Annotated in this window: 11 protein-coding genes, 1 tRNA gene and 1 pseudogene; 5 read left to right on the forward strand and 8 right to left on the reverse strand. The window is 61.2% G+C overall.

What is annotated here, in order from left to right:
* Positions 1-493 precede the first annotated feature (493 nt).
* A tRNA-Gln gene (locus BJF91_RS02310) sits at positions 494-567 on the reverse strand.
* A gap of 342 nt (positions 568-909) precedes the next feature.
* Here BJF91_RS02310 and BJF91_RS02315 point away from each other — a divergent pair.
* From BJF91_RS02315 to BJF91_RS02325, 3 genes and pseudogenes are all read left to right on the forward strand, one after another.
* A complete protein-coding gene (locus tag BJF91_RS02315; RefSeq protein WP_407639851.1) occupies positions 910-2,838 on the forward strand; it encodes a Ppx/GppA phosphatase family protein in 1,929 nt (642 codons plus the stop codon).
* Between the two features lie 266 nt (positions 2,839-3,104).
* Positions 3,105-3,890: an RlmE family RNA methyltransferase gene (locus BJF91_RS02320; protein ID WP_075612885.1), complete on the forward strand. Its 786-nt coding sequence runs from the start codon at positions 3,105-3,107 to the stop codon at positions 3,888-3,890.
* 39 nt (positions 3,891-3,929) lie between these two features.
* Positions 3,930-4,315 (forward strand): annotated as a pseudogene (locus tag BJF91_RS02325) (VOC family protein).
* Positions 4,316-4,333: 18 nt separating this feature from the next.
* On the opposite strand, the gene BJF91_RS02330 reads toward BJF91_RS02325, so the two are convergent.
* Together BJF91_RS02330 and BJF91_RS02335 are read right to left on the reverse strand one after the other, a co-directional pair.
* A complete protein-coding gene (locus BJF91_RS02330; protein ID WP_075612886.1) occupies positions 4,334-5,701 on the reverse strand; it encodes a putative bifunctional diguanylate cyclase/phosphodiesterase in 1,368 nt (455 codons plus the stop codon).
* Positions 5,702-5,914: 213 nt separating this feature from the next.
* Positions 5,915-7,603, reverse strand: a complete 1,689-nt coding sequence (locus BJF91_RS02335) for a response regulator (protein ID WP_083943055.1) — start codon at positions 7,601-7,603, stop codon at positions 5,915-5,917.
* Between the two features lie 618 nt (positions 7,604-8,221).
* Here BJF91_RS02335 and mutL point away from each other — a divergent pair.
* The gene (gene mutL, locus BJF91_RS02340; RefSeq protein ID WP_075612888.1) at positions 8,222-10,120 is read left to right on the forward strand and encodes a DNA mismatch repair endonuclease MutL; all 1,899 of its coding nucleotides are present in this window, start codon (positions 8,222-8,224) and stop codon (positions 10,118-10,120) included.
* 177 nt (positions 10,121-10,297) lie between these two features.
* A complete protein-coding gene (locus BJF91_RS02345) occupies positions 10,298-10,528 on the forward strand; it encodes a DUF2093 domain-containing protein (protein WP_015915055.1) in 231 nt (76 codons plus the stop codon).
* Positions 10,529-10,534: 6 nt separating this feature from the next.
* On the opposite strand, the gene lpxK is transcribed toward BJF91_RS02345, so the two are convergent.
* The 5 genes from lpxK to BJF91_RS02370 all read right to left on the reverse strand — a co-directional run bounded on the left by lpxK (position 10,535) and on the right by BJF91_RS02370 (position 14,885).
* Positions 10,535-11,572, reverse strand: coding sequence for a tetraacyldisaccharide 4'-kinase (gene lpxK / locus BJF91_RS02350; protein ID WP_075612889.1), 1,038 nt, complete (start codon positions 11,570-11,572; stop codon positions 10,535-10,537).
* Positions 11,569-12,270, reverse strand: a complete 702-nt coding sequence (locus tag BJF91_RS02355; RefSeq protein WP_075613074.1) for an HAD family hydrolase — start codon at positions 12,268-12,270, stop codon at positions 11,569-11,571. Before BJF91_RS02355 ends, lpxK begins: the two co-directional genes overlap by 4 nt.
* Before the next feature lie 11 nt (positions 12,271-12,281).
* The gene (gene waaA, locus BJF91_RS02360) at positions 12,282-13,601 is read right to left on the reverse strand and encodes a lipid IV(A) 3-deoxy-D-manno-octulosonic acid transferase (protein WP_075612890.1); all 1,320 of its coding nucleotides are present in this window, start codon (positions 13,599-13,601) and stop codon (positions 12,282-12,284) included.
* Between the two features lie 125 nt (positions 13,602-13,726).
* Positions 13,727-13,963 (reverse strand): DUF4170 domain-containing protein, encoded by a 237-nt coding sequence (locus BJF91_RS02365; protein ID WP_075612891.1) that lies wholly within the window; start codon positions 13,961-13,963, stop codon positions 13,727-13,729.
* Positions 13,964-14,084: 121 nt separating this feature from the next.
* Positions 14,085-14,885, reverse strand: coding sequence for a 3'(2'),5'-bisphosphate nucleotidase CysQ (locus BJF91_RS02370; protein ID WP_075612892.1), 801 nt, complete (start codon positions 14,883-14,885; stop codon positions 14,085-14,087).
* Positions 14,886-14,908 lie beyond the last annotated feature (23 nt).

The following is a 14,908-nucleotide window of genomic DNA, read 5'->3' on the forward strand; positions in this document are numbered from 1 at the left end:
TCCGCGTTGCGGCGCAAAGCAGCCGGAACCGCATGAGGTGCGCGGACAAAACAGGCGGATAATCCTCGTCATGGCGTTATCGTTGGCGGTGATTTTGCTTTACTCTGTATTGCATCAATACCTGCGCTAAGGGTTCCGACTGGTTGTCGGAAGCTGAGGGGGGGGAACTGGCCGAGATTGGGAGCCGCGCTGCCCAACAGCCTTTCTCCGATCCTACCTTTAGGAGAGCATCGCGAACTTGATCATCGGGTTGCTGGAAAGCGTTTGAGGCGCGCGCGCCAATAGAAGATATTGCCGCAGCGGGTGAGGTTTTCGACGTCGTGGCAGACCGCCATGAGGTTGTTGCCCATGCCTGCCACCGGCGTTGCCGCCGCGCGCAACTCGCGTGGGCATCACCTGTGGGCTACAGTTCTGGGCATCAGGTCGCCAATGATGCCAAAACACTATCCGGCACGACTGGAAAATCAAGGAATTCAGGGCTTTTAGAGAGAATTGGCTGGGGAACCTGGATTCGAACCAAGATTAACGGAGTCAGAGTCCGTCGTTCTACCGTTGAACTATTCCCCAGCAGGGGCGGCGTGTTGCCGTCTGATGGATGCGGCTTATAAACAAATGCCGGGTGATTGCAACACCCTTTTTCCAAAAAAATGTAGACTTGAAAATAAGCGTTGAATGGAAAGGCTTTAGCAGGTTTTTGGCTGTGTCCCTCTCGGGACCGTAGGTGGATGTTTGAGTTGGCGTGAGGTTGGTGCGGGTTGCTGTGGGCGGTGTGGTTAAAAACCGTTTGGAGAAGCTTGCGGGGCCTGCTACAATTTTACCAACGAAAATCTAAGGATCGCCAGCGGCATGCCGGGACGGAGCTCTGTCTCAGGCCAGACCGGATCTTGCGCGGCGCTATGGAAGACATCAGTGGTAGACCCTGGCAATGGCGGATTTCCGCCGGCAAACGGGGCGTCGACGTCTAACCGTGCCGAGGCCAAGTCCTCCAGGCGCGGCAGGGGCAAGCGTAAGGGGCGGAAAGCCGGGCCAGGTCCTGGTGCCGTAGCGGCCGATCCCACAACGCTTGATCCCGTGGCGAAGGACCGGACGGCTGAGGCCGCGCCGGATCGACGTTCCATAAGCTCAAATCAGCACCCGGCTCCGCAGACTGCGGGCCGCAAGCGTAAGCGTCGCAGGAAGGGCCATGGCAGCAAGCCGGGGCCTGAGGGGTCTGATTTGCGGCCCGATGGCGGGCTTCGATCGGCTTCTTCGCAATCAGGTCTTACAACGGATGAGAGCCGGCGTGATACGGCTGCCTCTGCTGGCAGTCGTGGTGTGCATGATGGGTTATCTGCCCTGTCTGCTGAGGCCGAGGGGAGCGAGCAACGCTCGAATCGGAACATCTCCGGTCAGGGCCATGATGCCGACAATCCGCAAGGTCTGTTTCCAGGCGCCAAGAAGCCGGGTCGAAAACGCCGCAAGAACCGTGGCAAGCAGAGCGCGCAGGTGCGTCCTCTTCAGCCTGGCCGTAGCGTCGATGCCCGGCCGCCATCGGCCAGCTATTGCCCTCCTGCCGGTGACGGCCAGAACGCGAGCGCGGTGTCGCCGTCTCAGGGCCGCGGCCGTCACGGCCAAGGGGGACATGGCCAAGGGGGGCACGGGCAGAACGGTGTTCAGTCCGGCCATCATCCAAACAATCATGCCGGCCACCACACGGGCCACCATGGCCATGGGGCGCACGGGAGTGGGCGTGGCCATCATCCGGCCCGCCATCATGGTCCGGCGCAAGCCCATCCGGCCGGGCAGGGGGCCTGGGAGGATCATCCCGCTGATTTCTATGCGGCGCTCGATCTCGGAACCAACAATTGCCGACTGCTGATTGCCCAGCCGACCCGGCCCGGGCAGTTCCGTGTCGTCGATGCCTTCTCGCGCATCGTGCGTCTGGGCGAAGGGCTGGCCGCCACTGGCCGGCTGTCGCAGGACGCGATGGACCGCGCGGTCGAGGCGCTGAAAGTCTGCGCCAGCAAGCTGCATGGTTTGGAATTGCGCGGCAAGCGGCTGATTGCAACCGAAGCCTGCCGAGCGGCGGAAAACGGCGAAGAATTCTTGCAGCGGGTGCGTGCCGAGACCGGTCTCGAACTTGAAATCATCAACCGCGAGACGGAAGCCCGGCTCGCTGTGTCCGGCTGCTCGTCGCTGGTTGGGCGCGAGACCCGTTCCGTCGTGTTGTTTGATATCGGCGGCGGCTCGTCTGAAATCGCTGTTATCCGCATCGGTGATAACAGGTCCAGCCGGCTCGCCAACCATATCACCCACTGGACTTCGCTGCCGGTCGGGGTCGTCACCCTGTCGGAACGCCACGGCGGTCGCGATGTTTCGCCTGCCGTGTTCGAGGCGATGATTGCCGAAGTGGCAGGCATGCTCGACAAGTTCGACTGCCCCTCCGTCGAAGCACTCGGCCATTCGCCTGCTGATGTCGATTTCCATCTGATCGGCACCTCGGGCACGGTCACCACGCTCGCCGGCGTGCATCTCGATCTGCCGCGCTATGATCGGCGCCGGGTCGATGGGCTCTGGCTCAGCGATGACGAGGTCTCGGCCATGCAGGCCAAGCTGCTGTCCTGGGATTATCAAAGCCGGGCGGCCAATCCCTGCATCGGGCCTGATCGTGCGGATCTGGTTTTGGCCGGTTGCGCCATTCTCGAAGCGATCCGCCGGCGCTGGCCGTCGAGCCGCATGCGAGTGGCGGATCGAGGCTTGAGGGAAGGGCTGTTGACGGACATGATGGCCGATGACGGCGTCTGGCGACGCAATCGCGGCCGCCGGCATCAGGCAAAGCCTGGACCGGGGAAGGGATAAGCATTCCCAGGAAAAGTGCGTAGCGGTTTTCCGTCCGGGAATGCGGTGGCAGATAAGTGCATTCCCAGGAAAAGTGCGTAGCGGTTTTGCCAACCGGGAAAACGGTGACAGATAAGTGCATTCCCAGGAAAAGTGCGTAGCGGTTTTGCCAATCGGGAATGTGGCGAAGTGATAGAGAGCATTTCCTTTAGGAGTGCTTTTACGTAAAAGGGCGGTCGAGCCAGGCAAATTTGCCGGCCGGTCCGCCAAGCAAAGTTGAGCAGAAGATGACCAAACCACCTGTCGGCGGTAACCGCACCGGGCGCAAACTCGGCCAGAAGGTCAAGAAGGGCAAGCTGAAGGCCTCGTCACGGCGCTGGCTGGAGCGGCATATCAACGATCCCTATGTGCAGCGGGCGAAGCTTGAAGGCTACCGCGCGCGCGCCGCATTCAAGCTGCTGGAGATCGACGAGAAGCATAGCATCCTGAAAGGCGCCCGCCGCATCATCGACCTTGGCGCCGCCCCTGGCAGCTGGTCGCAGATCGCCGCCAATGTCACGGGATCGACGGATGAGGACGTCCGGGTTGCCGCCATCGACTTTCTGGAGATGGACCGGCTGCCGGGGGTTAAAATCCTGCAGCTCGACTTTCTCGATCCGCAGGCACCTTCGATGCTGATGGAAGCAGTCGGCGGCGTGCCCGACCTGGTGATTTCAGACATGGCGGCGCCGACGACCGGCCATCAGAAGACCGACCACTTGCGCACTATGCATCTCTGCGAGGTCGCCGCCTATTTTGCCGTGGAAGTGCTGGCCGAGGGCGGACATTTCCTGGCGAAAACCTTCCAGGGCGGGACGGAAAAAGACTTGCTGAATATGCTCAAGCAGAATTTCAAGCAGGTCATCCATATCAAGCCCGCGTCATCGCGTCAGGAATCGGTGGAGATGTTCCTGCTTGCTAAGGGCTTCAAGGGCCGGCGCAGCGATCGACCGCTTGGTCATGAGGCGGAGGATGAAGGCCCGATGCCTTACGATCCGCGCGAGGATGCGACGGCAGACGAGGATCAGGACTAAAAACCTGGGGGGCTCGGAATGGCATGAAAGGGACGGTCAATGCTGCTCTATATCACCCTCGGCTCCAGTGATTTGCAGCGGTCCTTGCGCTTCTACGACGCCTGCCTAGGCGTGCTCGGCTTGAGCCGCCGCGTCACCAAAGAAGACGAAATCGGCTATGCGGCGGCATCTGACGCACGTTGCCGTCTCTGGGTCGTCACGCCGTATGACGGCCGCCCGGGGCCACCGTCGGCAATGGATCGATGATTGCGCTTGAGGCAGCAAGCCGGGCTGATGTCGCTGCTTTTTACGCGGCGGCCTTGGCGAATGGCGGCTCGGATGAAGGTGCGCCGGGCTTGCGGCCGTTTCACGCTCACTTCTATGCTTGCTATGTCAGAGATCCCGACGGCAATAAGCTCTCGGCGGTTTGCGAGCGGCCGCAATAGCCAGGGAATCTGTCAGGATTAGTAGCTGGAAAACGGTGACGACTGGCGGCGGCCGGCGAAGTCGGAATATTGACGCGACAAATAACGCAGCGTCGCCATGGCGTCCGCCGGGCGGCCAAAATAGTAGCCCTGTCCCATGGTGCAGCCTAGCGCCTGCAGCCGGGTTGCTTCCGCCAGCGTTTCGATGCCTTCGGCCACCACATGCAGCTTTAGGCCTTCGCACATAGTGATGATCGCTCGCACGATATGTTCTGATGTGGTGTCGGTGGTGATCGCAGAGACGAAGGCGCGGTCGATCTTCACCTTGTCGAAGGTGAATTCGCGAAGCCGGCCGAGGCTCGATTGCCCGGTGCCGAAATCGTCGAGCGAGATGCGCACGCCGGCCTGGCGCAGCTCGGCGATGATCCGGCCGGCCATGTCGGCGGAACTCATCACGGCGGTTTCGGTAATTTCAAGTTCCAGCCGCGAGGGGTCGAGCCCGACGCTGTTGACGATCGAGAGCGTGCGCGCCGCCGTGCTGGAATCGGTCAACTGTACCGAGGAGAGATTGAAGGACAGGAACAGCTCGCGCGGCCAGGTAAGGGCAGCTTCCGCCGCCTTGCGCAGCAGCGTTTCCGACAGCGTGTCGATAAAGCCTCTGTCTTCGGCCAATGGTACGAAGATCGCCGGCGAAACGAAGCCGAGATCGGGATCGATCCAGCGCGCCAAAGCCTCGAAGCCCAGCACCTTGCCATCGGCAAGCGACACGATCGGCTGGAAATGCGTATCGACGGCGTCGTTGATGATAGCGTTGCGCAGTGCCTGCTCCAGCTGGGTGGAGCGGCGCATTTCCTGGGCGATTTCGCGGGAATAGACGGTAATCTGGCCGCGCCCGCGTCGTTTGGAGCGATAAAGCGCGGTTTCCGCACTTTTCATCAGCGTTTCAAAATCGCTGCCGGCAAAAGGATAGATGGCAAAGCCGAGCGAAGCCGACAGCCGCACATTGCGGTCGCCGAGATCGTATGGAGCCGACAAAACGTCCTTGATGAGATTGCCGATCCGCTCTGCGCCGATCTGTTCGAAGACGAGCGGCAGGACCACGGCGAATTCGTCCCCGTCATGACGGGTGACCATGGCGCCGTCGGGAATGCAGGCCTTGAGCCGATGCGCCACCTGGCACAGAATTTCATCGCCCGCTTCCGAGCCGAACAGGTCGTTGATCGGCTTGAAGCCGTCGAGATTGACCAGTGCCACCGAAAAAGGCGCAGGGTCGAGCGCACGCTCCGACGACAGGCTACGGAACCTATCCTGCAACCGGTAACGGTTGCCCAGCCCCGTCAGCAAATCGGTGAAGCCCTTGGCCTCTCCGTGCTCGACCTCAGGCGTTATGGTGTTGGCCGCACCCATTCATTATCCCAAAAAAAGTCATGCTTCACGCGATCACCATGGGCATCAAAAATTAATAAATTTCTAGCGGTTGGCTACTGCATGACTGTGGATTCTCACCCGTGATTTACTGCATATTTTATCCGAGTTCGCGGTAAGGCTTCTGGTGAAGGGATAAGTGTACCCGAGCTTGTGGGTAAATGTAATCTCCGTCGATTCTCCGCGGAGCCAGCTTCAGAAACGTCGCGCGTCTGCGGTAGGCCGCAGGCCCAAGTGCCGGTCGAGCAGGGTCTCGATCATGTCGGGGCTCAGCGGCTTGACGATGACGTCGTCCATGCCCGCTTCCATGCAACGCTCGCGGTCGTGATCGAAAGCAGGCACCAACACGCCGACGATGGCGGCGCGTGGTTCGCCTTGCTTTTGCCTTTGCCGCATAAGCCGGCAGACATCCATGCCGTTGATATCAGGCAACGAAATATCCATCAGCACGATGGCTGGGCGGTCGGCCTGCCAGATCGCAAGTGCTTCTGCACCGTTTACCGCCAGCTTGTAGCTGCGGCCAAGCCCTTCGAGAATTTGGGAGAAGACGATCTGATTGACTTCATTGTCTTCAACGACGAGAATTTCGGCATTGGCGCGGCCCGCGGCTTCAGGTTCGCGGACGCTGCGATCCGCAGTTGCCGGCACCCCTGGTGTCGCTCTGAGATGGCGGTCCAGCCGATGCGCGACGGTTCCACGGTCGGCTATAAGGGTCGCGATGCTGTCCCAGTCCCGCCTGCCGGAGAAAAACACTCCGTCGCTGACAATCAGATCGATCGACAGTGATGCAGATCGGGCAAGTTCAATCAGCGCCTGCAATTCATACGGGCTTTCGACAATGCAGTGATCGCTTGCCTGCCGCGGCAGGACGCTCAACGCATTGGCCACGAAAACCGTATCGCTGCTTGCAATCGCAACCCGCATGCGCCGATCTGCAGCGCCAATCGGCGATACTGACGATGCCGGAATGGCCACGAGATCGGTATCTACGATCCGGCTGGCATGCCTGCTGTGATCAGCATGTCCGACGACAGGCGATTTGCTGGTCTCGTGGGTCGAGGCTGGCATGATGCCACGCAGCAGATGTGGGGCGCCGTCGATATGAACGAAGGTTACCGCGGTGAACGGACGCTCGGCCTTTCCTATCCGGTTGATGTAGGCAGCGGTCGTCGCATCTGACGAAGCAGGGTCGGCAATCCGCACGAAACGCTTGCAGCCCAATTGCTGTTCGGCCTGCCTAAGGCTCGTCAGGAACCGGCCTTCCAGTACCTCTGCGGCCGGGCAGCCCAGGATGGCTTCTTCGCTGCGACCCGTCATGGCGGCGAAGGCTTTGTTGATGCCGACGACGATGTTACGCTCGTCCCAGACCATGATCGGTTGCGGCAGGTTATCGAGAATGTCCTCGGTGACCTCGACGCGTTCAAGATCCGAGCGCCACTGTTCTTCGCGCTTCTTCTGCTCGGTGACATCGGAAATCGCGCAGATGCCGAAACCATTGGGCAGGCGACGGTTGAGAAGCCTGACGATGCGCTTCTTCGACGTGCGGTCGAAGGCTTCGAACCGTTCGCGCCAGTGGGCAGCGACCCGTTCGGCCAGCCATTCCTCGCGCGATGGCGGGTTCGGCGCCAGAAGCGAGCGGATGCAATGGTCGTAAATCGCGCCCAGGCAGTCTCGCAACCGGGTGCCGGCCTGCAAATAAAAGTCCGGAATTTCAAAGAAATGCAAAAGCTGAGGGCTGGCATAGACCAGCAGGTCGTCGCGGTCGACAACCATAAGAGCGCTGCCCTGCGCATCGCAGACCGCGTCTAGAAGACTATGTTCCAGAACAAGCGCGCTGGCTCTTGTCCTGTCCGAAGCTGGCCTATCGCCCGGCTGCTTGTGCATGGTCGCCTCCAAGGCGTTGCATCTCGTTCAAGATCAGCATCGGCCGCATCGTTCTACCGACATTACCGCAGCCCCACAGTGTTCATAAAACGCAGTCGGGACGCTGTAAAACTTCAAATCTGCTGCATAATTTTTGCCTTAAATCGATTTTGATTTAAGGAACTATGCAGGAAACCCTACTGCATGATCTTCCGGACTGGAATCGACCGGCGGTAGTATTATGCAGCCACTTTAACTTTTTGATGTTTACGCTGACATTGGGCTGTCATGCCCTCGGTCACCGCTGAGACAGGTGGTTTCCTCCATCGCCACCGGTCTCCGTCTTCACTGCCTTGCCCGCATCCCGCTTTCATGTCGGCGTATGCGCTCGATCCCGCCAAGCCGATCGACCATCTCTTGTACGCGCGGCCCGTAACAGGTTGCCCAGGCGCAAGCAGAACAATTGAGCTCGATCTTGTCGTATGCAAGACAGGATCAAAAAACGATTAAAGTTGAATTAAACCTATTGGTATTCGATTAATGCCCCCTTAATGACGGGAGCCTCAATGCCGGAAAGATCGCCGTTGAGAACCGACGGCAGGGCTTTTCTCTGGAACGACAATTGGCGACAATGTGCAGATGACCATTAAGCAGCTTCCGGAAACCTTGATCAATCAGATCGCCGCCGGCGAAGTGATCGAACGGCCGGCCAGCGCCGCCAAGGAGTTGATCGAAAACGCCATCGATGCCGGAGCAACCCGCATCGAGATCGCCACGGCAGGCGGCGGCAAGGCGTTGCTGCGCATCACCGACAATGGCTGCGGCATGAGCGATCAGGACCTGGCGCTTGCCGTGCGCCGTCACTGCACATCCAAGCTGAGTGCGGCGCTGGACTCCAATCCGCTGATGGATATCAAAAGCCTCGGCTTTCGCGGTGAGGCGCTGCCCTCGATCGGCTCGGTGGCGCGGCTTTCCATCACCAGCCGCAGGGCTGACAGCGCCAGCGCCTACCAGATCGCGATCGAAGGCGGCAAGGTCGGCGAGGTACGGCCGGCACCCGGCAATCCCGGCACGGTCGTCGAGGTGCGCGATCTGTTCTTTGCAACGCCGGCCCGGCTGAAATTTCTGAAGACCGAGCGTGCAGAGGCTGCCGCGATCACCGAAATGGTCAAGCGGCTGGCGATTGCGTTTCCGCAGATCCGTTTCGTGCTGTCAGGTTCCGACCGCTCGACGCTGGAATTGCCCTCGACCGGTGATGACCATCTCGCCCGCATCGCCCAGGTGCTCGGCGCTGAATTTCGAGACAATGCCATTGCGCTCGATGCGGAACGTGAGGATGTGCATCTCGGCGGCTTTGCCGGTATTCCCACCTTCAATCGCGGCAATTCCGCTCATCAATACGCCTTCGTCAACGGTCGGCCGGTGCAGGACAAGCTGATCCTTTCGGCCATCCGTGGCGCTTACGCCGAAACCGTACCGCATGGCCGTTACCCGGTGGCGGTGCTGTCGCTGACGGTGGATCCGGCACTTGTAGACGTCAATGTCCACCCTGCCAAATCGGATGTGCGCTTTCGCGATCCGGGTCTGGTGCGCGGCTTGATTGTCGGTGCTGTCAGGCAGGCGCTTGCCCGCGAAGGTGACCGGGCATCCACGGCGGGCGCTGGCGCCATGCTGCGCGCCTTCCGGCCGGGCTTTGGTGGTGGTGGCTTTGCCGATGGCTTCAGCGAACGAGGCGGATCATCCGGCGCCAGCCATCCAGCGCCGCCCTATGGCGCAAGACCCTATGGTGCAAGACCGGGCCCATCGGCAGACTGGAGCTTCGACAGATCGCCAAACCGGCCGCTTGAGGGCGGTCAGGCCCGGTTCGATACCCTGGCCATGCCTGCGGCCCGCGCCGATGGGCATGCCACTGTGTCGGAGATTGCGGAGCCCGTGGCCGTACCAACGGAAAGTGGTGCCTTCCGGCTCGGTGCTGCCCGCGCGCAGGTGCATGCCAATTACATCGTCGCCCAGACCGGCGATGGGCTTGTGATCGTCGACCAGCACGCCGCCCATGAACGGTTGGTGTTCGAGGACATGCGCAAGGCGCTGACCGGTCGGCGGTTGCCGAGCCAGGGCCTGCTCATTCCTGAAATCATCAGCCTGCCGGAAGAAGATTGCGACCGGCTGATGGAGCATGCCGAAGCCTTGGACCGGCTGGGGCTGGCCATCGAGCGTTTCGGTCCGGGGGCCGTTGCCGTGCGCGAAACGCCGGCCATGCTTGGTGAAGTCGATGTGTCGGGCCTCGTCAGACAATTGGCCGACGAGATCGCGGAGTGGCAGACCGCCGACAGCCTGTTTGCCCGGCTGGAACATGTGGCTGCCACCATGGCCTGCCACGGCTCTGTTCGCTCCGGTCGGCTGCTGCGCGTCGAGGAAATGAATGCGCTGCTGCGCAAAATGGAGGATACCCCGGGGTCCGGCCAGTGCAATCACGGCCGGCCTACCTATATTGAGTTGAAACTATCGGATATAGAGCGGTTGTTCGGCCGTAGTTGATGCTTGATCGAGTGACAGCCGTGCGTTTTATAGACGCTGCTGTCGCACTTAAAATCTGCTGCATAATTTACCCGTAAATCGATTCCGATTTAAGGATTTATGCGGTAGGCTTTAGGGGCATTGATAGGCAGCGGTATGTTTCGCAGCAAGACCAAGAAAAGAGTTAGGATCACGTCCATGAACAGGTTCGAAAGCCGTGGGAATCGCGAGGCCACGGTCAAATATCTGGATGCGGATTTTCAGATCACCTTCCCGGGATCCTATGTCGTCTGCGCCATCACCGGCCGACCGATCACCATCGACGAGCTGAAATACTGGAGCGTCGACCGCCAGGAGGCCTATGTCGATGCCGCAGCCTCTCTGGAGGCAGAAAAGCGCGCCGGCAATCTGCCCAACCAGAAGCGTTAAAGCAGGCTATCTCGTTTTTGCAAACCGGTCCTGTGCCTGCCGGATTAGCCATTGTCCGGCCGCGGGGTCGTTGAATCGCATCGCCACGTCGATAACGCTCGACTGCGCAAGCAGGGTCTGAGCCGCAGGCAGTGGGTTGCCGCGCAGCCGCGCCCGGTCCTTGGCGGTGGTGACCAGCCGCAAATTCCGGGCTTGCGCGGTGGCGATGAGATCGTCGATCTCCTGGCGCGACAGCGCCTGATGATCGCCAAATCCTCTGGCGATAGCGATTTCAGCACCGACCTCGCGCACCGTGCGGAAGAATTTTTCCGGATCGGCAATGCCGGCATAGGCAAGCACGGCACGGCCCTTGAGGCTACCATCCGGCACATCGGCTGAGGGCAGGGGGCTTAGGCGTGCATTCAGCACCGGCTTGCCCATCCGCGCCGCCTGGCGCACCAGCGGCGTCGCACCATCGCCATCGCCGACCAACAGAATGACGTCGAGCGCCTGCACCTGGAGCTTCAGTGGCGCCCGCAGCGGCCCTGCCGGGAATGTCATGCCATTGCCGGCGCCTTTGTAGCTGTCGGTGACAACAACGGCGCAATCCACGCGGATCTGGGCACTTTGAAATCCGTCATCCATAATGATCAGATTGACGCCCTGGCGCTCCAGTTCGCGCGCGCCCTCGGCGCGGCGTCTGGCAACGACAGTGATGGCCTGTTCAGCCAGCAGCAGCGGTTCGTCACCGACATCATCAGCGCCATGCTTTGAGGGATCGACCCTTGTCGCCTTGCGGATCTTGCCGCCATAGCCACGACTGAGAAAGCCGGGGATCAGACCCATGGCCTTGGCGGCCTCGGCCAATGCCAGCGCCGTCGGCGTCTTGCCGGCGCCGCCAAGCGTGACATTGCCGACGCAGATGACAGGTATTGTAGGGCGATAGGCGCCGGTGCCGCGCATGCGCCGGCCGGCAATGCTGCCATAGAGGCAGGACAGCGGCCACAAGGCCCAGGCTTTGAAACCCGGCTTTTCCCACCAGAAAGCAGGCGCCTGCAACTTCACGCCAGAATCCGTTCCAGTTCGGTGATATCGTTGAGGCAGTAATCACTGCCGGCTTCCAGCGTCAGCCGTGATCCGGTGCCGGTCAGCACCGCCACGGCAAGCCCGGCGCCTGCATTGCGGCCCATCATCAGGTCGTGATTGTTGTCGCCAACCACCGCCACTTCATGCGGCGCAAGCCCGGTCGCGTCGCAAAAGCCGTGCACCATGCCGGGTTCCGGCTTGCAGCCGAAGCCTGTGTCATAGCCGGCGACGTAATCCACATGACCTTCAAGCCCGAAGCGGGAAACGATGGCCCGAATCGACCGCTCGTTGTCGGAGGAGGCGATGCCGAGCTTCAGGCCGCACGCCTTCAGCCGGGTAAACAGCGCCAAGAGATCGGTAACCGGCACGGAGAGAGCAGCGGCATTGGCAAAGATCGTGTCCAGTTCCACCGTCAGATGCTCGACAGGGAAGGGCGAGCCGGCCTGCGCCAGACCCTCGGCAATCTCGCGGGCATTGCCGGCGGCTAGAAGACTGTCAGGCACCACATAGCCGCTTTCCGGGTCCATGCCGCAGGCGGACAGCAATTGCTCGGCAAGCACGGCATCGCCATCGGCTGCCATCAGTGCCAATTGCCGGTTTACCGGCGCCCAGCTGGCATCATAGTCCAGCAGCGTGCCGTCCTTATCGAACAAAATACCCTTTATTTGTCCTGGCATGATCACATCCGTCATTCGCCGGCCGCTTTCTTCGGTTCGAGACGTGCCTTGACGGTCAGCGGATTGATATAGGGCTCCATCGCTTTGATGGTGGAGGTCAGTGCACCGCGCATATCCTGTACCGCCTCCATGCCGGAATCGGCCATCTTGTGGCGTACGACGTGATTGTTCATCAGGAAATGCACGGCCTTTGCCAACGTTTCGGCATCGCGCACTACCCTCGCTGCGCCGTGGCGCACCAGTTTCTGGTAGCTTTCGCGGAAATTTTCCACATGCGGGCCGCTGAGAACGGCGCAACCCAGCACCGCCGGCTCCAGTGGATTGCTGCCTCCGCCATCCTTGATGAGCGAGCGGCCGGCAAAGGCTATGTCGGTCAGCCGCAGATAGAGCCCCATCTCACCGATGGAATCGCCGAGAAACACATCAGTTTCAGGCGTGATCCGGTCGTCCCGGCTGCGGCGGGCGACGACAAGGCCCTGCTCGATCAGCATCGCCTCGATCGCATCGGCGCGGTCTGGATGGCGCGGCACGACGACGGTCAGCTGGCCCATATGGGCCTTCAGAGCCCGATGCACCATGGCGGCGATCTTCTCTTCGCCCTCGGCGGTGGAGATTGCCGCCCAGGCCTTGCGATGGCCGATCTGCCGCTCATAGCTGGCCAGCAGAGCGCTGTCGCAGGCCGGCGCATCAGTGTCGACCTTGATATTGCCGGACATGCTGACAGGCCAGGCGCCGAGATCGCGAAACCGCTCGGCATCGAGATCCGATTGCGCCACCACCATCGCCAGCTTTGAAAACAGCGAGGCGGCAACCGTCGGATGGCGCTGCCAGCGGGCAAAGGAGCGGTCGGACAGCCGGGCATTGACCAGGATTTGCGGGATCTGCCGGTCGTGCAATTCCTGCAGCGTCGTCGGCCAAATCTCCGATTCCACCCCGATCATCAGGTCAGGATGCCAGTAATCGAGAAAACGACGCACGCCAGGCAGCGCGTCAACAGGCACATATTGATGGATGACGCCGTCCTGCAGCCGGTCGCCGGCAATCTGGGCGGAGGTCGTGGTGCCCGTGGTCAGCAGCACGTTGATGTCGCAGCGGCGCAATTCGCGCATAAGCGCCGTCACCGCCATCATCTCGCCGACGCTGGCGGCATGGACCCAGACGAGCGGTCCGCGCGGGCGGTCGGCGCTGGCATAGCCGACCCGCTCAAGCTTGCGCGTGCGATCTTCCTTGCCCTTGGCGGCGCGGATGGACAAAAACAGCCCTGCACAGGGAAAGGCTGCGACCCCTGCCCAGCGATAGGCGGTCAGTGCGATGCGTGCCAGTGCGCTCATCCATCTCCAACCTTGAAATACGCTGCCGGCACCTTGCCATCTGGCTTGGGCCGTTCATTCAGCGTGCTTATGCGCATACCATCATGGTGCGGGGCCAGCACCGACGGCACCACACCATATTACGCTTATTGCTCGCCGGGCGTCAGCAACCGATGCATATGCACAATAAAATAACGCATATGGGCATTGTCGACCGTCTGCTGTGCCTTGCTTTTCCAAGCCGTCAGCGCGCTTGCATAGTCCGGGAAGATCCCGACAATGTCCAATTCTTGCAAATTGCGGAATTGAACATCGGTAAGGCTGCTGAGTTCGCCGCCGAATACCAGATGCAGAAGCTGTTTCTTGTCGCTTGTCTCGGTCATCTTGTCTTTCCCATCCTGTTCCTCCCGCCTAAGTCATCTGCTTGATTTTCACAGCAAGGTCAACCGGTCTGGCCGATCCGGTCCTGCTTTGGCGGCAGCCGGGAATTGGGCTTGGTACATTCTAGCGCGCCGTGTCCGGCCCGGTCGAAAAGGTAGCCAAAAGTTCCGGCAGCACGGCGTTCGATCCGGCCAGCAGATGGCCGTGGCGCACCTGCGGACGATTATACATCAGCGGCCGCCCGTGGATGTCGGTGAGCGCCCCGCCGGCGCGCTCCAGGATCAGGTCGGCAGCGGCAAGATCCCAGTCGTGGGAATTCTTCATGACCAGCGTCGCATCGATCCGTCCATCGGCCACCAGCGCCAGCCGATAAGCGAGCGAAGGAATATGCGCCACCCGCTCCAGCCGGTCGCGGATGCCGTCGCGGAAGGCTTTCAGCAATTCGGCTGGCGTTGCCACCCGCAGGCTTTCATGGGGCAGGCGGTCCGCGACAGCGATCGGCGCGCCGTTCAAAAGTGCGGCGCCACCCGCCGTAGCCAGGAAGGTCTCGCCCAGCGCCGGCGCTTCCAGGACGGCTGCGACGGGCCGGCCCTTGTGCACGACGGCGACGGATACGCACCAGGTCTTCTCACCGGCCAGGAAGGCGCGGGTGCCGTCTATCGGGTCGATCACGAAGACATTGTCGCGGGACAGCCTGCTTTCATCGTCATCGGTCTCTTCCGACAACCAGCCGTAGTCGGGGCGGGCGCTGCGCAGGAGCTTTTCCAACAGGCTGTTTGCCGCATAATCGGCGGCGCTGACCGGCGAACGGCCCTCGTTCTTCCACCAGACATCCGGATCGGCACCGAAGAAGCCGAGCGCAATCTGACCGGCCAGCCGTGCGGCCTCGGCGATGAGGTCGAGATCGGCCTTGATATCCGGCATGTCGCTTGCGCTGCTCACCCTTT

This window comes from Gillisella taibaishanensis (assembly GCF_001938985.1).
GTDB lineage: Bacteria > Pseudomonadota > Alphaproteobacteria > Rhizobiales > Rhizobiaceae > Allorhizobium > Allorhizobium taibaishanense.